The following is a 23,795-nucleotide window of genomic DNA, read 5'->3' as shown; positions in this document are numbered from 1 at the left end:
GCTCAGCCGCTCAGCCGCTCAGCCGCCCAGCCGCTCAGTCGCTCAGCCGAACTGGAGTGATCTCTTCGCGAGGCCCATCCAGAAGCCGTCGATGACGCTCCGGCCCTCGGCCAGCTCACCCTCCGCAGCTCCCAGCGTCACGAACAGCGGGGCGAAGTGCTCGGTGCGGGGGTGGGCCAGCCGGCCCGCCGGGGCCTTGTGCTCGAAGTCCAGCAGCGCGTCGACGTCCTGCGCGAGCAGCGCCCGCTGCCCCCAGTCGTCGAACTCCGCCGACCAGCCGGGCACGCCAGGGCCGCTGTGCCGCAGAGCCGCGAGGTTGTGGGTGAAGAAGCCGCTGCCGATGATCAGCACGCCCTCGTCCCGCAGCGGCGCCAGCTTGCGGCCGATCTCCAGCAGCCGCTGCGGGTCGAGCGTCGGCATGGAGACCTGGAGGACGGGGATGTCGGCCAGCGGGAACATCTCGACCAGCGGCACGTACGCGCCGTGGTCGAGGCCGCGGTCCGGCACGTCCTGCACGGGCATCCCGGCGCCGCGCAGCAATTTCCGTACGGAGTCGGCGAGTTCCGGCGCGCCGGGGGCCGCGTACCGCACCTGGTAGTAGTGCTCGGGGAAGCCCCAGAAGTCGTACACGAGCGGTATCGTCTCGACCGCGCCGAGCGCGAGCGGCGCCTCCTCCCAATGGGCGGAGACCATCAGGATCGCCGTGGGGCGCGGCAGGTCGGCCGACCACGCGGCGAGTTCGGCGGGCCACAGCGGGTCGTCGGCGAGCGGCGGGGCGCCGTGGGAGAGATAGAGGGCGGGCATGCGCTCGGCGACTGCGTTCACGGCTCTTCACTCCCGGCCACTCGAAATCCTGGCTGCTTCAAATCTTGACTGCTCGAAATCTTGACTGCTTGACATCCGGCTGCTTGAAACCTCAAGCGTTCTCACCCATGACGGTAACCGAATCTAGTTAAACTTTCAATAACAGATAGGGTGCCTTCATGACCACGTCACCCACGGAGCCCCGCTGGCTCAGCGCCGAGGAGCAGCGCGTCTGGCAGGCCTATCTGCATGCCACGACCCTGCTGGAGGACCATCTCGACCGGCAGCTCCAGCGCGACGCGGGGATGCCGCACATCTACTACGCGCTGCTCGTCCAGCTCTCCAGGGCTCCGGCGGACGGGATACGGATGACCCAGCTCGCCAAGGACGCCAAGATCACCCGGTCCCGGCTCTCCCACGCGGTCGCCCGCCTGGAGAAGCACGGCTGGGTACGGCGCGAGGACTGCGCGTCCGACAAGCGCGGGCAGAACGCGTTCCTGACCGAGGCGGGCGGCGAGGTGCTGCGGCGGTCGGCGCCCGGCCATGTCGCCGCCGTACGGGAGGCCATCTTCGACCGGCTCAGCCCGGTGCAGGTGGTCCAGCTCGGCGAGATCATGCGGGTGCTGGCCGAGGGGCTGCAGGCCGAGAGCCGCGCGGGCGCGGACGCGGATCTGCCCTGGCGCCGCTGAGAAACCGCGGCACCAGGGCAGATCCGTCGTACGTGTTCACGTGATCGCCTTCACGACCGGCTCAGGCCGGCGGGGGCGACCGTCAGTGCATCGCCACCGGGATCTTGACCTCGTCCTCGGAACCGGCGTCCTTCGTACCGCCGCTGACCGTGCTCGCGCCCGGCCGTCCGGCGTTGATGAAGGTGAACGCGATGGCGGAGGCGACGGCGAGGATGCCGACGGCCCACCAGATGGCGTTCGTGTAGCCGTGCACGAGACCCTGCGCCTGGACCAGCTTCGCGTTGGCGCCTGCGCCCGCGAGGTGCGCGGCGAGGTACGACGTGGTGGCCGAGGCGGCGATGGTGTTCAGCAGCGCCGTACCGATGGCGCCGCCGACCTGCTGCGAGGTGTTGACCATCGCGGAGGCGACACCGGCGTCACGCGGCTCGATGCCGTGCGTGGCCAGCGACATGGCCGGCATGAACGCCGTACCCATACCGAGGCCCAGCAGGACCATGCCGGGCAGGATCACTCCGGCGTACGACGAGCCGACCTCAAGACGGGTCAGCAGCAGCATGCCCACGGCGCCCAGCGCGAAGCCGGGACCCATCAGCAGCCGGGCCGGGACCCGGGTCATCAGCCGGGCGCCGATCTGGGTGGAGCCCGTGATCATGGCGACGACCATCGGCAGGAACGCGAACCCGGTCTTGACCGAGGAGTAGCCCTGCACGACCTGGAGGTAGTACGTCAGGAAGAGGAAGAGCCCGAACATCCCGATGATGGCGAGGCCCAGCGAGGCGTAGACACCACCGCGGTTGCGGTCGGCGACGACGCGCAGCGGCAGCAGCGGGGCCTTGACCTTCGACTCGACGTAGACGAACGCGGCGAGCAGGACCACGGTGGCCACGAACAGGCCGACCGTCATCGGGTCGGACCAGCCGTCGGAGGCGGCGCGGGTGAAGCCGTAGACCAGCGAGACCAGGCCGAGCGTGGAGAGCACGACGCCGGGGACGTCCAGGGGCGAGCGGTTGCGCTGGCCCTCGGGCTCGCGGATGACGAAGTACGCGCCGAGCGCGGCGACAACGGCGAACGGGATGTTGACGAAGAACGTCCAGCGCCAGTTCAGGTACTCGGTGAGGAAGCCGCCGAGCAGCAGGCCGACGGCGCCACCGCCACCGGCGATCGCACCGAAGATGCCGAACGCCTTGGCGCGCTCCTTGGCCTCGGTGAAGGTCACGGCGAGCAGCGACAGGGCGGCCGGCGCGAGCAGCGCGCCGAACAGGCCCTGAGCCGCGCGCGAGCTGAACAGCATCGCCTCGTTGACGGCGGCGCCGCCGACCGCGGAGGCGGCGGCGAATCCGGTCAGGCCGATGACGAAGGCGCGCTTGCGGCCCCAGAGGTCACCGATGCGTCCGCCGAAGAGCAGCAGCCCGCCGAAGGCGAGGGCGTAGGCGGTGATGATCCACTGCTTGTTGGCGTCGGAGATGTCGAGGTCGGCCTGTGCGTGCGGCAGCGCGATGTTCACGATGGTCGCGTCGAGGACCACCATCAACTGGGCGACGGCGATGAAGACGAGCGCCGTCCAGCGCCTGGGATCGGGAAGCCGGGTGTCGGCTGTTTGAGACATGGAGGTATCCACCTAAGGGTGCGAAAAGGCGAAAAGGTGCGTAAGTACAGGCGACGCTGCCGGTCTTACGAGGTCGTTGAGTCACCCGGGTCATGAGGTGACGGTGTGATGGACAGGCGGGGTCGAGCGCCTGCCGCTGGTGTGCGTGACGGCCGGAACCGGTGAGGGCCGGGGGCCGAGGGCGGGGGCCGAAGGGCCGGAGCCGCTGGGTCAGGTATGTCGAGTGGGTTCAGGGCGCGTCACGGAGCGGCGCGGCGCAGATCCTCCAGAGTCGCGGCCTTGCCGGGCAGTTCCGACCGGGCGGGCGCCTCGAGGCCGTCCAGGAAAAGCTGCAGATGCCGGTGGGTGAACCGGTCCATGTTGACGCAGCCGGTGCCGGGCAGCGGGCGGGTGAGCTGGGACAGCGCGACCATCAGATCGCCGACGGCGACGTCGGTGCGCAGCCGTCCGGCCTGCCGTGCCCGTTCCATCAGCGCTTCTACGGCGCCTTCGAGGCGCTCGCGCGCCGCGTCGAGTTCGGGGCGGGCTCGGTCGAAATCACCGGAGAGCAGGGGGCACAGGGCCCCCACCCGTTCGTCTGCCGCCGCGTGCACGAAGCGGCGGAGGGCGAACGAGGGGTCGGATTCCCGCATCGCGACCTCTTCGGCCAGGTCCGCGGTGCGGGCCAGGACGGAGAGCACGACGTCGTGGATGAGGGAGTCCCGGTCGGGGAAGTGCCGGTACAGCGTGGCGTTGCCGATACCCGCGCGGCGGGCGATCTCGTCGAGGGGGGCCTCGGGCCCGTACTCCACGAACATCTCCCGGGCCGCAGCGACGATCCGCTCCCTGTTGCGCAGAGCGTCCGCGCGCGGTCGGGGAGCCCGGCGCGCTTCGGTCTCGACGGCGGCTGTGGCGGTCACGTCGGCCTTCCCTCGTAGTGGGCGGTAACTCGGCCGTAACCGGGGATGGCTTCCCCGTTTGGCTCGGACACAGGTGCAAACGGGGAAGAGATCCCCGGTTATTTCACTCGTTCGCGTGACGTGGGTCACACCATCGGAAGAACCCATGATCGGCATCGGAAGAACCCACGATCGGCGCACCCAGCGAGCGCCGACACGCCGGGCGACGCAGGGTGATCGAACAGAGCGCAGTCGGCCCTGGGCGGTCCCCTTCGGCCCCGGGCAGTCAGGACGGCCGGCTGCCGGTGACCCGAAGGCGGCGACCGTATGCAGCACACGCGCGGGATACGTGGAGGCCCTCACGGCAGGCACCGCAGGCCCCATCGGGTCGGCGCGCTCGCCGGACTGGCCGCCCTCACCCTCGCGGCGCTGACCACGGCGAGCGGCACGCTCCCCAACCCGAGCCGCGCCTCCGCGGGACCCGCGGTCGACAACGACGCGGTGCTCGGCCCGTGCCGGATCGCCTCCACCACGACCGTGCAGATGTCCGAGGGGCTGCCGACGCCGCCCGGCTACTCGCCCTCGACCGGTTCGGTGCACGCCCTCAACCTCATGATCGACTTCCCGGACGCGCCGGGCAAGGGGCGGGCGCTCGACCGGCTCGCGGAATTCTTCCCGCAGACCACGAAGTGGTTCAGGACCAGCTCCTACGGGCGGCTCGACTACCACCCCGAGGCCCCGCTGAAGGACTGGCTGCGGATGCCGAAGGCGTTCTCCGCCTACGGGATCGAGCGCGGCTCACCGTACGAGCCCGGCTACCACGACCTCGTCAAGGACATCGTGCGCGAGGCCGACGCGCGGGTGGACTTCAGCGCGTACGACCTGGTGAACATCCTGGTCACCCCGAACGCCGGCCCTTCGGCGCTGGACACCGTCCTGTCCGTGACGTTCTCGGGCAACGACGACGCCCCCCACGCGGACGGCGTGCCGCTGTCCAACACGTCCTTCGTCTACAGCCGCCAGGACGACGGCTCGGGCTCGTACGCGGAGACCGGCTTCCGGGTGCTACCGCACGAGAACGGCCATGTCTTCGGCCTGCCAGACCTGTACACCACGGACGGCGGCGGGGCCGTCGGGCACTGGGACATCATGTCCGAGGACTGGGGCGCCGACAACGACCTGCTGGGCTGGCACAAGTGGAAGCTGGGCTGGCTCGACGACAACCAGATCAACTGCGCCTCGTCGCCGGGCACCAGCGAATACACCCTGAAACCGCTGGCCACCCCCGGTGGCTCCAAGCTGATCTTCATACCCGTGTCGGGCCAGTCCGGGTACGCGGCGGAGGTACGCACGCGTGCGGGCAACGACGAGGCGGTGTGCGAGCCGGGGGTGCTGATCTACCACGTGGACTCGACCGTGGACACCGGCAGGGGCCCGGTGAGCATCGAAGACAGCAAGAAGGACAGCGGCGGCTGCACCCGCCTCCCGAACGTCCAGGCAGAACTGTCGGACGCGCCGTACCAGGCGGGCGAGTCGTTCACGGACGCCGACAACCACATCAAGATCACGGTCCTGAAACAGGAACCGAGCGGGGACTACCGGGTGCGGGTGACACGGTCCTGAGCGGGGGCGGGGGGACGCGGCATCCGGGGCCGCCACTCCGGCTAGAACAGCTCGGCAGCCGCGGCGCGCAGCTCGCGTTTGAGTACCTTGCCCGTCGCGTTGCGTGGGAGGGGGTTCGTTCGCAGCAGTACATGGGCGGGGACCTTGAACGGGGCCAGGGTCAGGGCGCAGTACGCGCGTAGGTCGTCCGCGCTTGTCGTCGCGGTCGGGGTTTGTTGGATCACGGCTACGACCTCCTCGCCGAGTACCGGGTGCGGTACGCCGAATACGGCGGCTTCGAGGACGTCCGGGTGGTCGTACAGCGTGGTCTCGACCTCCACGCAGTACACGTTCTCGCCGCCCCGTACGACCATGTCCTTGATCCGGTCCACGATGCTGACGCGGCCCTCGCGTACCGTCGCGAGGTCGCCCGTTCTGAACCAGCCGGCGGGGGTGAACGCCTCGGCCGTCGCTTCCGGGGCGTGCCAGTAGCCCCGTACCAGCGACTGGCCCCTCAGCCACAGCTCCCCCACCTCGCCCGCCTCCAGCGGCGCGCCCGCCGGGTCCACGACGCGGGTCTCCGTGACCGGGGTCGGGCGGCCCACGCTGCCCGGGAAGGCGCGGTAGGCCGCGCCGAAGTTGGCCGTCACGCCGCCGCAGGTCTCGGTGAGGCCGTAGCCGTTGCGCGGCTCGACGCGCTCGCCGTAGCGGTCGGTGATGCGGCCCACGAGGCCGGGCGGGGCGGCGGCGCCGCCGGTGTTCAGCATGGTGAGCGTCGGCAGGTCGTCTCCGGCCTCGGCAGCCGCGTCCAGCAGGTGGAGCGCGGTGGACGGGACGCCCGCGAAGTACGTCACCCGGTGGGCGCGGATCAGCTCCAGGGCGCGCGCCGCGTCCCACTTGCGCATCAGGACGAGCGTCCCGCCCGCCGCCATCACCGAGTAGACGCTGGTGAAGGCCGCCACATGGAAGAAGGGGAACGTCATCAGACCGACCGGGGCCGGGCCCTGGCCCGGGATCTCGCCGCGGCCGAGCGCGGCGAGCGCCGCGAGGTAGCGGGGGTTCGTCGCCGCGCCCGCCTGGGCGAGCTGCGTGGCGACCGCGCCCTTCGGGCGGCCCGTCGTGCCGGACGTGTAGATGATGGTGGCGTCGTCCTCGGCCCGTACCTCGACGTCGGGCGGGGCGGCGGCCGGATCGGGGGCCGGCAGGTCCTCGTACCGCTCCACGCCGCCCGCCTCCACCGGGCCCTCGCAGTGGAAGACCAGCGTCCGCGCACCCGCGCTCGCCGCCCAGCCGCTGACGCGCGGCAGCCGCTCGCCGTCCACCAGCAGCACGCGCGGCTCGCAGTCGGCCAGCGCGTAACGGAACTCGTCCTCGGTCCACCACGCGTTGAGCGGCACGGCGACGAGACCGGCGAGCTGGGTCGCCCAGAAGGCGATCTGCCACTCGGGGTGGTTGCGCATCGCGATGGCGGCGCGGTCGCCTGGGCGCAGCCCGTACGTCTCGACGAAGCGGTTGGCGAGGGCGGTCGCGGCGGCGAAGAACGCGCCGTACGTGTACGTGCCGCCCTCGCCGACGAGGAACGGCCGGTCGCCGTACGCCCACGTGGCCTCGACGAACTCGCGCAGGGTGCGCGGACCGCTCTCGTAGATCAGCGAGCCGTCCTCCGCGCGTACGACGGCGAAGGGCGCGCCGGGTGCGGTCAGCGCGGCGCCGGCCTCGGCTTCGGTGTGGGGCACGGGCACCTGGAGCACCTTCCTGACCTGGGCACGGGCCTGGGCCTGGGCCTGAGCGCTTGCTCAGTGACCCGGTGACGCTATGCCCGCGCCCGGTACGCGGTCAACCGGACCGCGAACATGGGCACGGGCATGGGCACGACGTCACAGGCCCTTACGTGCCGATCACTTGCCGATCACTCGCGATCACTTGCCGATCGTCGCGACCCACTCGTCCACCGTCACGACATCCGCCTGGCGCGGGAACACCTTGTCGGTGAGCACCCGGTGCACCTCGGGGTCGGCGTCGAGGCAGCCGTCCTCCAGCACCGTAAGACCGAAGTCCAGGTCGGACGCCTGGCGGACGGTCGACAGCACGACACCGCTCGTCGCGATGCCGGTGAGGACGAGCCGGTCGATCCCGCCCGCGCGCAGGACGAGGTCGAGGTCGCTGCCGGCGAAGGCGCTGACCCGCTTCTTCGTGACGACGACCTCGTCCGGGCGCGGTGCGACGTCGGGATGGATCCGCGCCTGCGGATCGGCGTCCGTGAAACCGCCCGGCGTACCGGAACTCGCGGCGTGCGCGGCCATCGCGGCGAACGTCTTGTTGCGGGCGCTGACCTCGGGGTGCCCGTGCCGGAAGCCGATCACGACGTACACCACCGGGATGTCGGCGGCGCGGGCCGCGTCAACGGCCCGGCGCAGCCGTGGCAGATAGCCGGCGTCCCCGTCGAACCGGTCCGTGATGCCGCGCTGGACGTCCATCACGAGGAGGGCGCTTTTCGCCATTTGGGCTGTCCTTTCTCATCTTTGTCCGAGGGAGGCTGCTGGTCGGCACGCTGGTGCCCACCGCGCAGCAGGGAGGCGACCGCGGCGACCAGAGCCATGCCGGCGGCCACACTGAAGACGATCACGAGTCCGTCGTGGAACGGACCCGAGACCAGTTGGGGAAAGAAGCTGTGCCCGGTCAGCGTGGTCACCTGGGCGTGCGAGAGCTTGTCCAGCACCCCGCTCGGCGCCAGCAGGTGTCCGATCGGGTTGTCGCCGAGGAAGGTGGCGAAGAGGGTGCTCACCGGTGGCAGCGACGCCACCTGGTCCGCCGTCGCCGCCGGTACCCCCTGGGCCTGGAGCCCGGAGTTGAGGGTGTGCGGCAGGGACGAGGCGAGGCCGGAGATCATCAGTGAGAAGAACACGCCGATCGACAGGGCCGTACCGGAATTCTGGAACGTGGAGCGCATCCCGGAGGCGACCCCGCGGTACTCCGGCTGGACGCTGCCCATGATCGCCGAGGTGTTGGGCGAGGAGAACATGCCCTGCCCGAGCCCGTTGACCAGCAGCAGCGTCGCGAACAGGTAGTAGTTGAAGTTCACCGGCAGGGTGAGCAGCCCGCCGAACGAGGCCGCGACCAGCAGCAGCCCGCCGGTCGAGAACAGCCGGGCGCCGAAGCGGTCCGACAGATAGCCGCTCACCGGGCCCGCGATCAGGAACCCGACCGTGAGCGGCAGCATCGCGACACCGGCCCACAGCGGGGTGTCCTCGAAGTCGTAGCCGTGCAGCGGCAGCCAGATGCCCTGGAGCCAGATGATCAGCATGAACTGGAGCCCGCCGCGGGCGATGGCGGTCAGCAGCGCGGCGAGGTTGCCCGCGGCGAACGCCCGTACCCGGAACAGCGCGAGCTGGAACATCGGCTCCTTGACCCGCGTCTCCACGAAGCAGAACACGATCAGCAGGAAGATGCCGCCGAAGATCCCGCCCAGCACCATGGGGTTGGACCAGCCGGTCGCGTCCCCGCCGTACGGCTGGATGCCGTACGTGATCGCGGCGAGCAGGATGCCCGTCCCCGCCGTGAAGGTGACATTGCCGAACCAGTCGACCCGGCCGGGTTTGCGGGTGCCGGTCTCGCGCAGGCTGCGGTACGACCAGATGGAGCCGATCACACTGATCGGGACGCTGACCCAGAACACCGCACGCCAGTCGACGACGGCAAGCAGCCCGCCGGCCAGCAGCCCGAGGAACTGCCCCGCCAGCGCGGTGACCTGGTTGATGCCGAGCGCCATGCCGCGCTGCCCGGCCGGGAAGGCGTCCGTGAGGATGGCGGCGGAGTTCGCCGTCAGCATCGAGCCGCCGACGGCCTGCACGATCCGCCACAGGATCAGCCAGAGCGCGCCGCTGCCGCCCTTGAACGGGTCGAGCGACAGCGCGATCGAGGCGCAGGCGAAGATCACGAAGCCGAGGTTGTACATCTTGACGCGGCCGAACATGTCGCCGAGCCGGCCCAGGACGACGACGAGCACGGCCGAGACCAGCAGATAGCCGAGGATCATCCAGAGCAGATAGCCGATGTTCCCGGGCGCGAGCGGGTCGAGGTCGATCCCCCGGAAGATCGCGGGCAGCGAGATGATCACGATGGAGCTGTCCATCGTGGCGATCAGGACGCCGAGGGTGGTGTTGGACAGCGCCACCCACTTGTAGCGGTCGGTGACGGGCCCGCGGGCCGCCTCGCGGGCCGCGCGGCCCTTCGGCGCCCCGGTCACAGCCGCTCCGCCAGCCGGTCGAGCAGCGGCAGTACGCCGCGCAGCGCGGCGCGCTCCTCGTCGGTGAACTCCTCGTTCAGGACGGTGGTGAGCCGCTGGACGGACTCGGAGCGCCGGTCGATCAGCACTTTGCGGCCCTGGTCGGTCACCGTCATCACCGCGCGGCGGCCGTCGGCTGCGTCGGGGGTGCGCAGGACGAGCCCGCGCTCCTCCAGCGCGGCGAGCGTCGTCGCCATCGCCTGCGGGCGTACCCGCTCCAGGTCGGCGAGGGAGCCGGGGGAATCGGCCCCGTCCCGGCTGAGCCGGGAGAGGACGGACACCTCGGAGAGGGTCACGTCCCCGACGGCGTGCTTCTGGCGCAGCCGCCGGGCGATCCGGGCGACGGACAGGCGGAGCGCCGCTCCAATCTCTTCATCCATAAGTAGTAACAATAGACTTATCAAGAGCATGTAACGACCTCGACACCACCGAGGCGGCGCCGAGGTCGGTTACGTGCGGTGATACGGCTCCGTCGCGCCTTCGTCAGGGCTGCTGGAGCAGCTTGAACGACTGGGCGGCGGAGCCGTCGCAGGCGCGCTGGACGAGCTGCACACCGTCCGCCGCGCTCGCCGGAGCGCTGAGGCACTTGCCGGTGGCGCGGGTGGTGAAGTGGTACGCGCCGGAGGACTCGGCGACCGCCTTCCACTGCTGGTTGCTGCCGCCGGAGTAACTCCAGAGCTGGAGCGGCGCGTTGTCGGCGGCGGACACGTTCGTGACGTCGACGACCTGCTGCGGGTCGGCACGGACGCCGATCCGCGAGAAGCCGCCGTCGGTGGCGCGCACCTGGTACTGCTGCGCCTGGGTGCCGTTGCAGGCGTACTGCTGGACGGGGGTGCCGTTGGCGGTGGCGGCGGCCTTCGCGTCCACGCACTTGCCGTTGCCGCTGTTGACCAGCGCGTACCAGGCGGTCTCGGAGATCGGCCCGGTGGGCGGTGGCGTACCGCCGTCGCCCACCGATCCCGTACCGAGCCATGTGAGGCTGTCGATGAGGAACTTGTTCTGGGTGGCGCTGGCGAACGTGGACGAGAGCCGCTGGTTGGTGCTGTAGTTCATGTCGTTGTGCCCGAAGTTGGCGTACACCATCTTGTAGTGGGTGTTGGTCCACAGGATCGGGTAGTAGCCGCTGGTCCAGTCCTGGTTGGGGTCGGTGCCGAGCGGGAAGCTCACCGGGTCGACGGACGCCAGGATCTTGATGTCCGGGTTCTGCCTGAGGTCGTTGCTCCAGCTATACCACTCGCTCACGGCGGAGGTGAAGGTCGCGGGCAGCCCCGCGGTGTTGGGCAGCGAGTGGTCCTCGACCCTCAGCGTCGCGGCCTCCGGGCCCCAGGTATTGGTCCGGAAGTCGCCGGAGCCGAGGAAGTCGTTGTAGTACCAGGGCCATTCGCCGGAGTCGGTGGTGAACGCCGAGACATGGAAGCCCAGCCAGCCGCCGCCGTTGCGCATGTACTGCTCGAATCCGGCGCGCTGGGCGGCGGTGTGCGGGGAGTTGTCGAGGAACAGCACGACCTGGTACTGGGCGAGGGTGCTCGCGTTGGTGAGCTGGTCCCAGTTGTTGGTGGCGGTGTACGAGAAGTTGTTGGCGGCCGCGGTCTGCGGGAACCACGCGTTGGCTTCCTTGACGAAGTCGATGTGCGCGGCGTCGTACGTACCGTCGTAGAAGGCCAGCACCTTGAACGCGGGTGCGGCGGGGGCGGCGGGTGCGGCGGAGGCGGCTTGCGCGGCGACGGCTCCGCCGCCGGTGGTGGCGGTGGCGACCAGGCCGAACAGCGCGGCCAGCAGCGCGAGCAGCAGCGGGCGGGCCTTCCTGGGGCGAGGTCTGTTCCAGCTCTTCCTGATCATCGGGCGACGACCCTTCTTCACACGTGGGGGGTGTGCCATGCGAGATATGCCATGCCCATGCCAATTACAGGCAAGTGACGTGGCTCACTCGTGATTTAAGAAGTGAAGACATCGGGTGTCAAGGCTTTGGTATGGACCAATAAGTCGAAGGCGCTGGTCACCCGGCGGCCGGTCCGCTCACCCGGCGGCCAGCAGCGCGGCGTACCGGTCGAGGTCGATGTTGCCGCCGCTGACCACCACACCGACCCGCTGCCCGCGCAACTGCTCGGCCGCCCCGCGCACCGCGGCGAGCCCCAGGCAGCCGGTGGGCTCCACGACGAGCTTCATGTACGTGGCGAAGGCCCGCATGGCGTCGACGAGTTCGTCGTCGGTCGCGGTGAGGATGTCGGTGACCTCACGGCGGATGATCTCGAAGGTGAGGTCGCCCAGATGCTGGGTCTGCGCACCGTCCGCGATGGTCTTCGGCGTCTCGATCCGTACGAGGCTCCCCTGCCGCAGCGACTGCCGCCCGTCGTCGCCGGCCGCCGGCTCGACCCCGTACAGCCGGCACCCGGGCGCCATCTCCCGCACCACCAGCGCCGTACCCGACAGCAGCCCGCCGCCGCCGAGCGGCACGAACAGCGCGTCCAACTCACCGACCTCCGCGAACAGTTCACGGGCGACGGTGCCCTGCCCCGCGATCACATGCGGATGGTCGAACGGCGGGACGAGCGTCAGCCCGCGCTCATCGGCGAGCGTGCGCGTGATCTCCACGACGTCCTCGGTGTACCGGTCGTACGGGACGACGCGGCCCCCGTACGCCTTGGTCGCGGCGATCTTCGACGCGGGACCGTCGTGCGGCATGACGATGGTCGCCGGAATCCCCAGCAACTGCGCGGCGAGCGCGACGGCCTGCGCGTGGTTGCCCGAGGAGTAGGCCACCACCCCGGCCCGCCGCTGCTCGGGGGTGAACTGCGCGAGCGCGTTGTACGCCCCCCGGAACTTGAAGGCGCCGACCCGTTGGAAGTTCTCGCACTTGAACACCACGTCCACGCCGAGCTGTTCGTCGAGCAGCCGCGAGCGCAAAACGGGCGTCCGGTGCACGGCGGAAGCCCCCCGCACCGCTGCGGCCTCCACGTCCTGAAAGGTCGGTGCCTGCACCATCGACGCCACGCTCCTCGCACTCCGCCCCCATGTGCCCCCGACCCTACCGACCGCCCGCGAGGTCGCGGCGCAGGTATTCGGCGGTGTGCGAGCCGGTGGAGCCGGTGGAGCCGCTGGTCTTGAGGAGTTCCGCCGGGGTGCCCTCGAACAGGACCCGGCCGCCGCCGCTGCCGCCCTCGGGGCCGAGGTCGATGATCCAGTCGGCGCTCTTGACCACATCGAGGTTGTGCTCGATGACGATCACGGTGTTGCCCTGGTCGACGAGCCGCTCGACGATGCCGAGGAGCCGGTGGGTGTCGGACATGTGCAGCCCGGTGGTGGGCTCGTCCATCACGTACACACTGCCGACGCGGTGCAGATCGGCCGCGAGCTTGAGGCGCTGGCACTCGCCGCCGGACAGGGTGCTGAGCGGCTGGCCGAGACCCACGTAGTCCAGACCCACCTCGCTCAGCGCGTTCAGCATCCGGCGGAGCTTGGGCTCGGTGAAGAAGTCCGCCGCCTCGACCGCCGTCATTTCCAGTACGTCGCTGATCGACCGGCCGCGCAGCCGGTGACCGAGGACGTCGTCGGAGAACCGGCGGCCCCGGCAGACCTCGCAGACGGACTTGAGCGTCTCCATGAACGCGAGGTCCGTGTACAGCACACCAAGACCTTGGCAGTTGGGGCAGGCGCCCTTGGAATTCGCGCTGAACAGCGAGGCGCTGACCCCGTTGGCCTTGGCGAAGAGCTTACGGATCGGGTCCAGCAGACCGGTGTACGTGGCGGTGTTGGACCGCCGGCTGCCCGCCACGGCGGACTGGTCGATCACGATGGCGTCCGGATACCGGCTGAGGAAGTCGTCGTTGACCAGAGAGCTCTTCCCCGACCCGGCCACTCCGGTGACCACGGTCAGGACGCCGACGGGGAAGTCGACCGTGACATCGCGGAGGTTGTGGCTGTGCGCGCCGGTGACGGTGAACTTCCCGGTCGGGCGGCGGGGTTCGGCCTTCACCGGCAGCCGGTTGCGGAGGTTGCGGCCGGTGAGCGTGTCGGCCCCGACGAGGTCGGCGAAGCTCCCCTCGAAGACCACTTCGCCGCCCAGCGTCCCGGCCTTCGGGCCCATGTCGACCACATGGTCGGCGATGGCCATGACGTCCGGGTCGTGCTCGACCACCAGCACGGTGTTGCCCTTGTCCCGCAGTTGGACGAGGAGTTCCTTGAGCCGGTGCACGTCGCGCGCGTGCAGCCCGACGCTCGGCTCGTCGAAGACGTACAGCATCCCGGTCAGGCTGCTGGACAGATGGCGGACCATCTTGATCCGCTGCGACTCGCCGCCCGAGAGCGTGCGGGTCTCCCGGTCCAGGCTCAGATAGCCGAGGCCGATGTCGGCCAGGTGGCGCAGGCGCGCGACCAGGTCGTCCAGGACCGGTTTCACCTGGGGCAGGTCCAACTCCCCGAGGACCGCGCCGAGGTGTTCGGCCTCCATCGACGTGAGGTCGGCGATGTGGTGGCCGGCGATGCGGCAGGCACGGGCGGCGGGCGCGAGGCGGGTGCCGGCGCAGTCCGGGCAGGGAGCCGAGCGTACGAACCGCTGGAAGACCTTGCGGCTGCGCTCGGACATGTCCTCCTTCTTGATGTAGAGCCTGCTGAACTTGTCGGCCACTCCCTCGTACTTGACGTTCAGGGTGTTGCCCTGCCAGCTCAGGCCGAGCTTCTGCGGCAGCTCCCCGTGCAGCAGCAGACGCCACTCCTGCTCGGTGAAGTCGGCCAGCGGCTTGTCGTTGTCGAAGAAGCCGGACTTCACGTAACTGAGCCAGTACCAGCTCTCCGTGGAGAAGTCGGGGTGCAGCAGGGCGCCTTGGTTGAGGGACTTGGTGCGGTCGACGAACGCGTCGAGGTCGAGTTCCACGATCCTGCCCAGCCCCTCGCAGGCCGGGCACATGCCCTGGGGGTCGTTGAACGAGAAGGCGCTGGGCGGCAGTCCCGCCGGGTCGCCCGCGCGGGAGAACAGCAGCCGCAGCAGCGGGTTGATGTCGGTGACCGTGCCCACCGTGGAGCGCGGGTTGCCGCCCAGGCGCTTCTGGTCGATGACGACAGCGGCGGAGATGTTCTCGATGGCGTCCATGTCCGGACGGCCGTGGTCGGGGAGGAAGTTGCGGACGAAGGCGGTGAAGGTCTCGTTGAGCTGGCGCTGGGCCTCGGCGGCGATGGTGTCGAACACCAAGGACGACTTGCCCGAGCCGGAGACGCCCGTGAAGACCGTGAGGCTCCGAGCCGGGATCTCCACCGAGACGTTCTTGAGGTTGTTCTCCCGCGCACCGGTCACCTTGATGGCGTCGGTACTCACATGTGCTCCTCGATGGTGCGGGTGGGGCTCCCTGCGGGGAGCCCCGGTCGTGGTCGGGCGGTCGGACGGGCGGGCGGGCGGAGAGAGACCGCTGTCAGGCGTTCTCCTTCTGGAACGTCCTGGTGCCCCACACCAGGGCAAGCGCGGCCATGAGCAGCAGCACGAGGGAGCCCGTCAGCAGTCCCGTCGAACTCAAGTCACCGCGGAACGCGGCACGTTCGGCGTCGACCACATGGGTCAGCGGGTTTATCCGCGCCAGGTTGTAGAGCCAGCCGGGGGCCAGTTGCGCGCTGACCGGCAGCAGCACACCGGAGAGCAGGAGCAACGGCAGCAGCACGGCGTTCATCAAGGAGGGGAACACCGCCTCGCTCTTGAGGACCATGGCCAGGGCGTACGACGCCGAGGACAGGGTGACGGCCAGCACCGCGGCGATCACGAGACTCAGCAGCATGCCGGACGGCGGCGCGTCCAGGTCGAAGACCAGCAACGTCACGAGCACGATGAGCACCGACTGCGCGGTGGCCTGGACGGCCTGGGCGAGGACCTTGCCGAACAGCAGCGCGGACCGGCTGGCCGGGGTGGTGCGGAAGCGGTCGACCACTCCGACCCGGTACTCGGTGAGCAGCCCGACCCCGGCGAACGAGCCGCTGAACAGGGCCGTCTGTACGATGAGCGCCGGCGTGAGCACGGCCCAGGCGTTGCCGGAGGGGAAGCCGGGCGTGTGGTCGACCACCGTCACCATGAGGGGTCCGAAGAGGAACAGATACAGCAGGGGCTGCATGATCCCGATGATCAGCCAGGTGGGATTGCGCAGGCACAGCTTCATGTCCCTGGCGAAGATGAGCTGGGTGTCACGCAGCATGGGTGGCCTCCACGGTCCTGGGCGCCGCCTCGCCGTCGCGCAGGGAGCGCCCGGTCAGGCTGAGGAACACGTCGTCCAGGGTGGGCCTGTTCACCTTGACCGACGTCATGGTGATGCCCTGGCCGTCGAGGGCCCGCAGCAGCTCGGGCAGTACGGCGTCGCCGCGGGGGACCCGGAACCGTACGGTGTCGGCGACGACGGTGACCTCGTGCGCACCGGGCAGCCGCCGCGCCACGTCGGCGGCCTCGGCGGCCTGGTCGGCGACGTCGACCGTGATCGCGTCACCCGCGACGCGGGCCTTCAGCTCGTCCGGGGTCCCTTCGGCGACGATCGTGCCGTCGTCCGTCACCAGGATGCGGTCGCAGAGGGCGTCCGCCTCGTCGAGGTAGTGGGTGGTGAGGAAGACGGTCATGCCCTGCTCGGCGCGCATCCGGCGGACGTGGTCCCACAGGTTGGCCCGGCTCTGCGGGTCCAGTCCGGAGGTGGGTTCGTCCAGGAACACCAGCTCGGGCTCGTGCACCAGTCCGAGCGCGATGTCGAGCCGGCGCCGCTGGCCGCCGGACAGGGTCTTGGCGGGGCGCTGGTCCAGGCCGGACAGGTCGAGCCGGTCCGCCAGGAGCGCGCCGCGCCGTCGGGCTTCTGCTTTCGACAGGCCGTAGAGCCGCGCTTGCAGTTCGATCTCCTCCCCGACCTTGGACTCCGGCCAGGTGGAGCCGCCCTGCGCCACGTAGCCGATCCTGCGCCGGACCCCCTGCGGGTCGGTGAGCAGATCGCGGCCGGCCACCGTGCCCGAGCCTCGGGTGGGCCGCAGCAAGGTGGTCAGCATCCGCAGGGTCGTGGTCTTGCCGGCCCCGTTGGGGCCGAGGAACCCGACCAGCTCCCCGGCCGCCACATCGAAGTCGATGCCCTTCACCGCGTCGACGGTCCGCCCACGGAGGGCGAACTGCCGGGCGAGACCTCGCACCGTGATCATGAGTTCCTTCTCTCTCGCGCTTACCGCGTGCGGTCGGCCGCCGGAGGGGCCCGGCCAACTGCCGGGCCCCTCGGCGTGGTTCATTCCGGGCGACCGTCGGAGGCGGCGGCCTGGAACTCCGCGAGCCGCTCCTGCGCCTCGGCCATGTCCTCCGTGGTCGGGGCGTCGTCCTGGGTCAGCTTGAACCGCCAGTACCCGCTGAAGTCGATCGACGATTTGTCCAGCCCCCGGTCGTCGACCAGATGACGGCGGAGCGTCCGGACCGCGCCCGACTCGCCGGCCAGCCAGGCGAACGGGCGGCCGGGAGGGAACTCGGCCTTGCGTACCGCGTCGATCAGCACGTCACTCTGGCCCGGCGAAGTCCCGTCGCGGTACAGCCAGTTGACGGTGGCGTCGGCTGCGGTCCCGAAGCTCTGCCGCTCGGCGGCGTCGGCGACCTCGATGAAGGCCAGGGCGCGGGCGCCCTCGGGCAAAGACTCCAGCAGGGTGCCGATGGCGGGCAGCGCGGTCTCGTCGCCGGCGAGGAGGAGCCAGTCGGAGTGTGCGATCGAGTCCGTCAGCGAGACGGGCGCGGCGTAGAGGGCCGAAGGGCCGACCATGCCGAGCTGGTCACCGGGCCGGGCGGCACCGGCCCAGCTCGTGGCGGGTCCGGTGTCCCCGTGCAGGACGAAGTCGATCTCGACGGTGGTGGTGCCGGGCAGGCGCCGGCGGACGGTGAAACTGCGCATCCAGGGGCGCTCGCTCTCCGGAATGGCCAGAAACGCCTGATACCAGCCGGTCGCGTCGTCGCTCTGCTCCGGCAGGACCGGCAGGCGCTGGCCGGGCCGCGGAAAGCAGAGCTTGACCTGCTGGTCAGGCGTATGCCCCACGGAGTCGTCGAGCTGGTCGGCACTGAACTGCACCCGGGCCATGCGCGGTGTGACGCGCGTGATGTCGGTGACCCGGACGAACGAAACTGGCAGCTCTGCCATCGAAAACCTTCCAAGAGTGCTGGGCATCCCGAGGCGGGACCACACCCGCCTGATACATTACGCCGTAATCAGATGCCTGGGCGAGGTTACTTTACACAGTAAGGAGTTGCAAGGTGGTTATCTTTGCCGGCCAGGGCGACGCCCGCCGTTCGATGGCCCTGCTCTGGCGCTCGGCCGACTCCGGGGGCACCAGGGCCGCGCCAGGACCCAAGCCGGGACTCGACGTCGACACCATCGTGGCGGCGGGCATCGCGGTCGCCGAGGAGCAGGGGATGGCGGCCCTGTCGATGCGCGCCGTGGGGGCGTGGCTGGGGCGGACGGGCATGGCGCTCTACACCTATGTGCCGAGCAAGAGCGAGCTGGTCGACCTCATGCACGACCGGGTGCTGGCCGAGCTGCCCGCCGAGTACGACACCGGCGCGGGATGGCGCCCGGCGATCACCGCCTGGGCCGAGGACACCTGGTCCTTCTACCTGCGGCACCCCTGGGTGCTACAGGTCTCCCAGGCCAGGCCGGTGCTCGGCCCCGGCGAATACGCGCAGCTAGAGACGGTGGTGCGGATCCTGGACGGCACCGGCCTCGAACCACTGAAGGTCCGCCGGGTCATCGCCGTGCTGTTCCAGTTCGTCCGGGGCATGGCCCGGGTCGCGGCGGAGCGCCGGCAGGCGGCGCCGGAGACCGGGGTGTCCGACGAGGAGTGGTGGACGGCGCGGACCGCCATGCTCGCGGAGGTGGCACCCGACTTCGCCGAACGCTTCCCCGCCCTGGCGGCACTGGAGTCCAAGGCGACCGCCGCGGCCTTCGCCGATGCCTCGGGAAACGAGTCAGGCGATGCGGTACCTCATCTGGAGCGCGAGGCCAAGGAAGCCTTCCGGGTTGGCTTGGAATTGATCCTTGACGGAATCGAGGCGACACCGTAACGGCCCAGGCATATGCGGGTTCCACCGGACTTCGGAAAGCACTGCCGAGCGGTGTGTGTCAACCATTGGCGCCTTTGCGTCCGAACCAGTCACCTCCCGTCCGGAATTGATCATTGACGATGTATCGATCCGTAATCTACGGTTTTTGAGCTGGTGACCTTCCATGGTTCTCAGCCGTTGACGAATGGTACGAGATTTGGCAATGCCTCAATTCCAGGGGGAAAGCTCGTGCAGCAAATCGCCAGGCACCACCAGCGTGAGAGTCAATTGCGGGTCGACCGCAGAGCGGCCGAACCCGCCGCTCGCCACGGCACCGACGACCAGGGGCGGATCCTGACCACGCGGGTCGGTCTGAGGATCCCGGTCATCCTGTCGTACGACCGGTGGGAGAAGGCCGGGCTGCACATCTTCCAGATCGCCGACTCCTCCGCCTGGTGTCTGGGCGACTGGCTCGTGTACGGCCAGGAGCGGTACGCCGACCGCTACCGGACCGGGGTGCAGGCCGCGGGGCTCGACTACCAGACGCTGCGCAACTACGCCTGGGTGGCACGCCACTTCGAACTCGAGCGGCGGCGCGAGACCCTGAGCTTCGGCCACCACGCGGAGGTCGTCTCGCTCCCGCCCACCCAGGCGGACATCTGGCTCGACCGCGCGGAGCAGCACGGCTGGTCGAGGAACCGGCTCCGGCTCCAGCTCCGGGAGAGCCGGCAGGGCAACAGGTCGGCCCCCCTGCCGCGTTCGGGTCTGCCCCGGCTCAACGTGCCCGTCGACCGGGTGGAGCGCTGGCGCGAGGCCGCTTCGAAGGTCGAAGAGGCCTTCGAGGAATGGATAGTCGTGGCACTCGACCGCGCAGCCGCGCACGAACTCGGTGACTGACGGACCCTGCCCCCCACCACGGGAGACCACCTCTCATGCAGATCCGCATCGACCATCACACATGCATCGGGTCCGGGCAGTGCGCCCTGACGGCGCCGGGCGTCTTCACCCAGGACGACGACGGGTACGCGGAGCTGGTGCCCGGCGGGGCCGCCGCCGCGTCGCAGCGGCAGGTCCACGAGGCCGCGCTGTCCTGCCCGGTGCAGGCCATCGCCGTGGCGGCCCGCCCGGCCGGCGACTGAGCGCCTTTGCCGTCCGCCACCAGGACACGTACGGACAGAGGGGGCCGCCCCGCATCGGGCGGCCCCCTCTGCCTGTGCGGACCCGGTCAGGACCGGAGCCGGAGCCGGAGCGAGTTCAGCCGCCAACTGCCCGGCAGCAGCGCCCGGTCCAGCTCCTCGGCGCCGTCCGCCAGCTCCATGTCGGGGTAGCGCTCCAGCAGTTTGCCGAAGGCCGCCTCGCCTTCCTGCCGGGCCAGCGTGGCGCCCAGGCAGTAGTGGATGCCGTGACCGAAGCCGACATGGTTCTCGGCCTGCCCGTCCTGCTGGCGCGTGATGTCCAGGCGGTCGGGGTCGGTGTAGTGGCGCGGGTCGAAGTTGGCCGACACCAGCACCAGTTGGACCGCGTCGCCGCGCGCGACGGGCACGCCGGCGAGCTGAAGGTCCTCGGTGGCGTACCGCAGCCGCGCCACATGCACGGAGCCGCACCAGCGCATCAGCTCGTGCACCGCGCGCGGCAGCAGGGCCGGGGCCGTGCGCAGCAGGGCGAGCTGGTCGGGATGGGTGAGCAGCGCCGCGGTTCCGTTGCCGATCAGATGGGCGCTCGTCTCGTGGCCGGCCAGCACCAGCGTGACGATCATGGTGACCATCTCGACGTCGCTGAGCCGTCCGCCGTCGTCGTCCTGGGCCCGGATCAGCTCGCTCAGCAGATCGTCCGTGAGCGCGGCGCGGCGCCGTGCGATCAGTTCGTGGCAGTACTCGATCATCACGGGGAAGGAGTTCTGGAGCCGTTCGGGCCGCATCGACACCAGGTCGCCGCCCCACTCCCGCCACTTGTCGAGGTCGGCCGCCGGGATCCCCACCAGTTCGCAGATCACCGTGATCGACAGCGGATAGGCGAAGTGCTCCAAGAGGTCGACCGCCCCGTCCTCCTGCCGCTGCGGCAGCTCGGCCAGCAGCCGGTCGGCGATCCGCTCGATGTCGGGCCGCAGGTCGAGGATCCGGCGGGCGGCGAACGCGCGGGTCACCAGGCGGCGCAGCCTGGGGTGGTCCGGCGGGTCGCTGTCCAGGATGGAGCCGAGCAGATAGCCGCGCAGATGCCCGGGGACCTTGAGCAGCTCCATCATGCCCTCGCGCGGATCCGCGCCCCCCTCGCCCGGCACGTTGGTGGGGGTGTTGACGAACCGGGGGTCGCGCAGCACCGCGCGGACGTCGTCGTAACGGGTCACGAACCACACCGGGGTGCCGTCGACGAACCGGCCGCTGACCACGGGAGCCTGCTCGCGCAGCCGGCCGTAGCCGCCGAAGGGGTCCCCGAGCAGATCCGGATCCATCATGTGCGGACCGACCGGGCACCGGGCCCGTGGCTCCGTCGGCGGGGCTTCGTGGGACGTGGGAGACATGACCGACTCCGGTTCTCGTTGGGGCGTCACTTGACCGCGCTGATCACGCCGTGCGGCGTCCACCGGCCGCCGGGCAGCCGCTCGGGCTTCACGAAGCCGGCCTCGGCGAACCACTCCTCGTACTGGCCCCACCGGTAGATGGTGCTGCTCGCCGCCGGCAGGGTCGCGAAGTACACGTTGTCGAGGGCCGCGTACAGCGGGCCGTCGCCGCTGTCGTCGGACATGGCGTTGAACACCAGGACCCGCCCGCCGTCGGGCAGGGCGGCGTGCGCCTTGCGCAGCAGGCCCACGTTCTCCTGCGGCGACCAGATCACCAACTGGTTGGCGAACAGGACGCAGTCGTGGCCCGGCGGATACGCGTCGGCGAAGATGTCGGCCGCCCGGACGGAGATCCGGTCGGCCAGGCCGCGCTCGGCGATCTTGCGGCGGGCGATCTCGACCGTACCTGGCAGGTCGAGGACGGTGAACTCGACGCCGGGGTTGGCCTCGGCGAGGGCGATGGCGTTCACGCCGTCGCCGCCGCCGACGTCGAGCACCCGGCGCACCCCGGTCAGATCCGCCTTCTCGATCAGCACCGGGTTCGACAGCCGCGACCAGGACCGCATGCAGCGGTAGAACAACTGCTCAAGACCGGGGTCGGCGGAGAGCCGGTGGTACAGGTCAGTGCCGCTGCCTTTGATCCGCCGCAGGCCGACGTTGGTGTTCTGGCGCAGCGACTCGGTGAAGTCCACCTCGGCGGGCCGGACGATCCGCTCCTCGTACTCGATCAGATCCTCGATGATCTCCCAGGTGCCGTCCTCGAACATGCCGTTGAGTACGGCGGTGTTGCGGTATCCGTCGTCCTCGCGGACCGTCAAGCCCAGCGCTGTGGTGCCCAGGAGCAGGATCTGCACCGGCCGCTCCGCCAGGCCCAGTTCAGCCGCGATCTGCTGCGGGGTCAGCTCGGGGCGCCGGTGGAGCAGCGGGAACAGGCCCAGATTGCGGCCCGCGTTGAGCATCTGGAAGGCCGAGGAACCGAAGAGGATCTGTACCAGGCCGTCGGTGGTGAGCGGGGCTGTGTCTGCCATGGGCACTCCGTATCGGATGGGGTGGTGGGAGTTCGGGTACGCGCCGGGCCGCGCGGGGCCGGCGGTCATGTCACCCTCGCCAGGTCGGCGGGACGGGACGCGTAGGTGCGCCCCGCGGTGACCTCGCGGATGCGGTCCAGCGCGTCCCAGACCTCGGTGAACCGGGTGTAGAGCGGTGACGGGCCGATCCGCAGCCGGTCGGGGACCCGGTAGTCGCAGACGACCTTGGCGTCGGCGGCGAGCGTCTGGCAGATCCGCCAGGCGTCGGGGTGGTACAGCGACACGTGCGAACCGCGCCGCTCCCGCTGCCGGGGCGAGGCCGGCCGGAAGCCCAGCGGGGTGAGCCAGGCGTCGGCCAGGTCGTCGACCAGCCCGCCCAGCAGCAGCCCCTTCGCCCGGATCTGCGGCACGCCGGCCTCTTCGACCAGGGCGAGGGCCGGATCGATCGCCGCGAGCGACAGCAGCGGCGGGGTGCTCACCAGGAACCGCTCGATGCCCGGCACCGGATCGTAGTCCGGGCCCATCTGGAACTGCTCCCGCTGCCCGAACCAGCCCCACACCGGCTGCCGCAGCACGGTCTGCAGCTCGCGGCGCACATAGAGGAAGGCGGGCGAACCCGGTCCGCCGTTGAGGTACTTGTACGTGCAGCCAACGGCGAGGTCCGCGCCGCTCCCGGCGAGATCGACGGGGACGGCGCCTGCCGCGTGCGACACATCCCACAGCACCCGGGCGCCGACCGCGCGCGCGAGTTCGTTGACCTTCGCCATGTCGAGCAGCGCGCCACTGCGGTACGACACCGCGGAGAGCACCACCAGCGCCACGTCCCGGTCCAGGGCGGAGCGCAGTACGCCGAGGTCGAGGCCGCCGTCAGAGTCGGAGGGGAGCCGGCGCAGTCGCAACGTCCGCTGCTCGGCGAGGCCTTGGAGGATGTAGCGGTTGGTCGGGAAGTCCCCGGCGTCCATCAGGACGGTGCCGCGCTCCGGCGCCGCGTCCAGCGCGGCGGCCGCCAGTTTGTACAGGTTGACCGAGGTCGAGTCCGAGATCACCACCTCGCCGGGCCGGGCGCCGAGCACATGCTCGGCCAGCCGGTCGCCGAGCCGCGCGCCCCAGTCGATCCAGCCCTGCCACGACCGTACGAGGCCGCCGCCCCAGCCCTCCGCCACGACCTCGCGCAGCAGTTCCGGGGTGGCCGCGGGCAGCCGGCCCAGCGAGTTGCCGTCCAGATAGATCAACTCCGGGTCGGTGACGACGAACCGCTCCCGGAAGCCCGCCAGCGGATCGGCCGCGTCCAGTTCCTCGGCAACCGTGCGCGGAATCCCGCGTTCCATGGATC

21 protein-coding genes are annotated in these 23,795 nt (G+C 70.3%); 5 read left to right on the top strand and 16 right to left on the bottom strand.

The features are described 5' to 3' along the window. Positions 1-42 precede the first annotated feature (42 nt). Positions 43-825, bottom strand: coding sequence for a dioxygenase family protein (locus tag ACZ63I_RS04025; protein ID WP_469335073.1), 783 nt, complete (start codon positions 823-825; stop codon positions 43-45). A gap of 158 nt (positions 826-983) precedes the next feature. Between ACZ63I_RS04025 and ACZ63I_RS04020 the strand changes: the two genes are divergently transcribed. Next, positions 984-1,493, top strand: a complete 510-nt coding sequence (locus ACZ63I_RS04020; protein WP_469335071.1) for a MarR family winged helix-turn-helix transcriptional regulator — start codon at positions 984-986, stop codon at positions 1,491-1,493. 82 nt (positions 1,494-1,575) lie between these two features. Here ACZ63I_RS04020 and ACZ63I_RS04015 read toward each other — a convergent pair whose 3' ends face one another. Then, positions 1,576-3,099 carry an MFS transporter gene (locus ACZ63I_RS04015; protein ID WP_469335069.1) on the bottom strand — a complete coding sequence of 508 codons (1,524 nt, stop codon included), beginning with the start codon at positions 3,097-3,099 and terminating at the stop codon, positions 1,576-1,578. Positions 3,100-3,338: 239 nt separating this feature from the next. Beyond that, on the bottom strand, positions 3,339-3,998 hold the full coding sequence (locus tag ACZ63I_RS04010; RefSeq protein ID WP_469335067.1) for a TetR/AcrR family transcriptional regulator: 660 nt from the start codon (positions 3,996-3,998) through the stop codon (positions 3,339-3,341). A gap of 306 nt (positions 3,999-4,304) precedes the next feature. On the opposite strand from ACZ63I_RS04010, the gene ACZ63I_RS04005 reads away from it, so the two are divergent. Continuing rightward, complete coding sequence (locus tag ACZ63I_RS04005) at positions 4,305-5,600, top strand: M6 family metalloprotease domain-containing protein (RefSeq protein ID WP_469335066.1); 1,296 nt, start codon at positions 4,305-4,307, stop codon at positions 5,598-5,600. Positions 5,601-5,641: 41 nt separating this feature from the next. On the opposite strand, the gene ACZ63I_RS04000 is transcribed toward ACZ63I_RS04005, so the two are convergent. The 10 genes from ACZ63I_RS04000 to ACZ63I_RS03955 form a co-directional block, all read right to left on the bottom strand. Further along, complete coding sequence (locus ACZ63I_RS04000) at positions 5,642-7,315, bottom strand: class I adenylate-forming enzyme family protein (RefSeq protein WP_469335064.1); 1,674 nt, start codon at positions 7,313-7,315, stop codon at positions 5,642-5,644. Between the two features lie 183 nt (positions 7,316-7,498). After that, positions 7,499-8,080 (bottom strand): cysteine hydrolase family protein, encoded by a 582-nt coding sequence (locus ACZ63I_RS03995; RefSeq protein WP_469335062.1) that lies wholly within the window; start codon positions 8,078-8,080, stop codon positions 7,499-7,501. After that, on the bottom strand, positions 8,056-9,825 hold the full coding sequence (locus ACZ63I_RS03990) for an MFS transporter (RefSeq protein ID WP_469335061.1): 1,770 nt from the start codon (positions 9,823-9,825) through the stop codon (positions 8,056-8,058). Before ACZ63I_RS03990 ends, ACZ63I_RS03995 begins: the two co-directional genes overlap by 25 nt. Continuing rightward, positions 9,822-10,244, bottom strand: a complete 423-nt coding sequence (locus ACZ63I_RS03985) for a MarR family winged helix-turn-helix transcriptional regulator (protein ID WP_469335059.1) — start codon at positions 10,242-10,244, stop codon at positions 9,822-9,824. Before ACZ63I_RS03985 ends, ACZ63I_RS03990 begins: the two co-directional genes overlap by 4 nt. 103 nt (positions 10,245-10,347) lie before the next feature. Continuing rightward, positions 10,348-11,703 carry a ThuA domain-containing protein gene (locus ACZ63I_RS03980; RefSeq protein WP_469335057.1) on the bottom strand — a complete coding sequence of 452 codons (1,356 nt, stop codon included), beginning with the start codon at positions 11,701-11,703 and terminating at the stop codon, positions 10,348-10,350. A 177-nt stretch (positions 11,704-11,880) separates the two neighbouring features. Further along, entirely contained in the window at positions 11,881-12,846 is a 966-nt protein-coding gene (locus tag ACZ63I_RS03975; RefSeq protein WP_469335055.1) for a threo-3-hydroxy-L-aspartate ammonia-lyase, read from the bottom strand. A 43-nt stretch (positions 12,847-12,889) separates the two neighbouring features. Beyond that, positions 12,890-15,172: an ATP-binding cassette domain-containing protein gene (locus ACZ63I_RS03970; RefSeq protein WP_469335053.1), complete on the bottom strand. Its 2,283-nt coding sequence runs from the start codon at positions 15,170-15,172 to the stop codon at positions 12,890-12,892. Positions 15,173-15,266: 94 nt separating this feature from the next. Next, complete coding sequence (locus tag ACZ63I_RS03965) at positions 15,267-16,034, bottom strand: ABC transporter permease (RefSeq protein ID WP_469335051.1); 768 nt, start codon at positions 16,032-16,034, stop codon at positions 15,267-15,269. Then, a complete protein-coding gene (locus ACZ63I_RS03960; protein WP_469335049.1) occupies positions 16,024-17,007 on the bottom strand; it encodes an ATP-binding cassette domain-containing protein in 984 nt (327 codons plus the stop codon). Before ACZ63I_RS03960 ends, ACZ63I_RS03965 begins: the two co-directional genes overlap by 11 nt. 80 nt (positions 17,008-17,087) lie before the next feature. After that, positions 17,088-17,978 (bottom strand): siderophore-interacting protein, encoded by an 891-nt coding sequence (locus tag ACZ63I_RS03955; protein ID WP_469335046.1) that lies wholly within the window; start codon positions 17,976-17,978, stop codon positions 17,088-17,090. Between the two features lie 113 nt (positions 17,979-18,091). Here ACZ63I_RS03955 and ACZ63I_RS03950 point away from each other — a divergent pair, with 113 nt between their 5' ends. The 3 genes from ACZ63I_RS03950 (at position 18,092) to ACZ63I_RS03940 (ending at position 20,016) form a co-directional block, all read left to right on the top strand. After that, positions 18,092-18,898, top strand: a complete 807-nt coding sequence (locus ACZ63I_RS03950) for a TetR/AcrR family transcriptional regulator C-terminal domain-containing protein (RefSeq protein ID WP_469335044.1) — start codon at positions 18,092-18,094, stop codon at positions 18,896-18,898. A 228-nt stretch (positions 18,899-19,126) separates the two neighbouring features. Beyond that, the gene (locus tag ACZ63I_RS03945; RefSeq protein ID WP_469335042.1) at positions 19,127-19,774 is read left to right on the top strand and encodes an LmbU family transcriptional regulator; all 648 of its coding nucleotides are present in this window, start codon (positions 19,127-19,129) and stop codon (positions 19,772-19,774) included. A gap of 35 nt (positions 19,775-19,809) precedes the next feature. Further along, positions 19,810-20,016 carry a ferredoxin gene (locus ACZ63I_RS03940; RefSeq protein WP_469335040.1) on the top strand — a complete coding sequence of 69 codons (207 nt, stop codon included), beginning with the start codon at positions 19,810-19,812 and terminating at the stop codon, positions 20,014-20,016. Between the two features lie 86 nt (positions 20,017-20,102). Here ACZ63I_RS03940 and ACZ63I_RS03935 read toward each other — a convergent pair whose 3' ends face one another. The 3 genes from ACZ63I_RS03935 to kynU all read right to left on the bottom strand — a co-directional run bounded on the left by ACZ63I_RS03935 (position 20,103) and on the right by kynU (position 23,790). After that, positions 20,103-21,329 carry a cytochrome P450 family protein gene (locus ACZ63I_RS03935; protein ID WP_469335039.1) on the bottom strand — a complete coding sequence of 409 codons (1,227 nt, stop codon included), beginning with the start codon at positions 21,327-21,329 and terminating at the stop codon, positions 20,103-20,105. A 92-nt stretch (positions 21,330-21,421) separates the two neighbouring features. Next, positions 21,422-22,462: a methyltransferase gene (locus tag ACZ63I_RS03930; protein WP_469335037.1), complete on the bottom strand. Its 1,041-nt coding sequence runs from the start codon at positions 22,460-22,462 to the stop codon at positions 21,422-21,424. Positions 22,463-22,527: 65 nt separating this feature from the next. Then, positions 22,528-23,790 (bottom strand): kynureninase, encoded by a 1,263-nt coding sequence (gene kynU / locus ACZ63I_RS03925; protein ID WP_469335035.1) that lies wholly within the window; start codon positions 23,788-23,790, stop codon positions 22,528-22,530. Positions 23,791-23,795: the final 5 nt, after the last annotated feature.

The organism is Streptomyces sp. NPDC087906 (assembly GCF_055584925.1).
Note: the sequence above shows the minus strand (reverse complement) of the source record. Positions and strands in the feature narration are given on the sequence as shown.

Excerpts from the sequence above, each read along its gene's own strand:
- ACZ63I_RS03975 (WP_469335055.1), bottom strand. The coding sequence starts at position 12,846 with ATGGTGCAGGCACCGACCTTTCAGGACGTGGAGGCCGCAGCGGTGCGG.
- ACZ63I_RS04020 (WP_469335071.1), top strand. The coding sequence starts at position 984 with ATGACCACGTCACCCACGGAGCCCCGCTGGCTCAGCGCCGAGGAGCAG.
- ACZ63I_RS03930 (WP_469335037.1), bottom strand. The coding sequence starts at position 22,462 with ATGGCAGACACAGCCCCGCTCACCACCGACGGCCTGGTACAGATCCTC.
- ACZ63I_RS03980 (WP_469335057.1), bottom strand. The coding sequence starts at position 11,703 with ATGATCAGGAAGAGCTGGAACAGACCTCGCCCCAGGAAGGCCCGCCCG.
- ACZ63I_RS03995 (WP_469335062.1), bottom strand. The coding sequence starts at position 8,080 with ATGGCGAAAAGCGCCCTCCTCGTGATGGACGTCCAGCGCGGCATCACG.
- ACZ63I_RS03965 (WP_469335051.1), bottom strand. The coding sequence starts at position 16,034 with ATGCTGCGTGACACCCAGCTCATCTTCGCCAGGGACATGAAGCTGTGC.
- kynU (WP_469335035.1), bottom strand. The coding sequence starts at position 23,790 with ATGGAACGCGGGATTCCGCGCACGGTTGCCGAGGAACTGGACGCGGCC.
- ACZ63I_RS03985 (WP_469335059.1), bottom strand. The coding sequence starts at position 10,244 with ATGGATGAAGAGATTGGAGCGGCGCTCCGCCTGTCCGTCGCCCGGATC.
- ACZ63I_RS03955 (WP_469335046.1), bottom strand. The coding sequence starts at position 17,978 with ATGGCAGAGCTGCCAGTTTCGTTCGTCCGGGTCACCGACATCACGCGC.
- ACZ63I_RS04015 (WP_469335069.1), bottom strand. The coding sequence starts at position 3,099 with ATGTCTCAAACAGCCGACACCCGGCTTCCCGATCCCAGGCGCTGGACG.
- ACZ63I_RS04005 (WP_469335066.1), top strand. The coding sequence starts at position 4,305 with ATGCAGCACACGCGCGGGATACGTGGAGGCCCTCACGGCAGGCACCGC.
- ACZ63I_RS03960 (WP_469335049.1), bottom strand. The coding sequence starts at position 17,007 with ATGATCACGGTGCGAGGTCTCGCCCGGCAGTTCGCCCTCCGTGGGCGG.
- ACZ63I_RS03935 (WP_469335039.1), bottom strand. The coding sequence starts at position 21,329 with ATGATGGATCCGGATCTGCTCGGGGACCCCTTCGGCGGCTACGGCCGG.
- ACZ63I_RS03940 (WP_469335040.1), top strand. The coding sequence starts at position 19,810 with ATGCAGATCCGCATCGACCATCACACATGCATCGGGTCCGGGCAGTGC.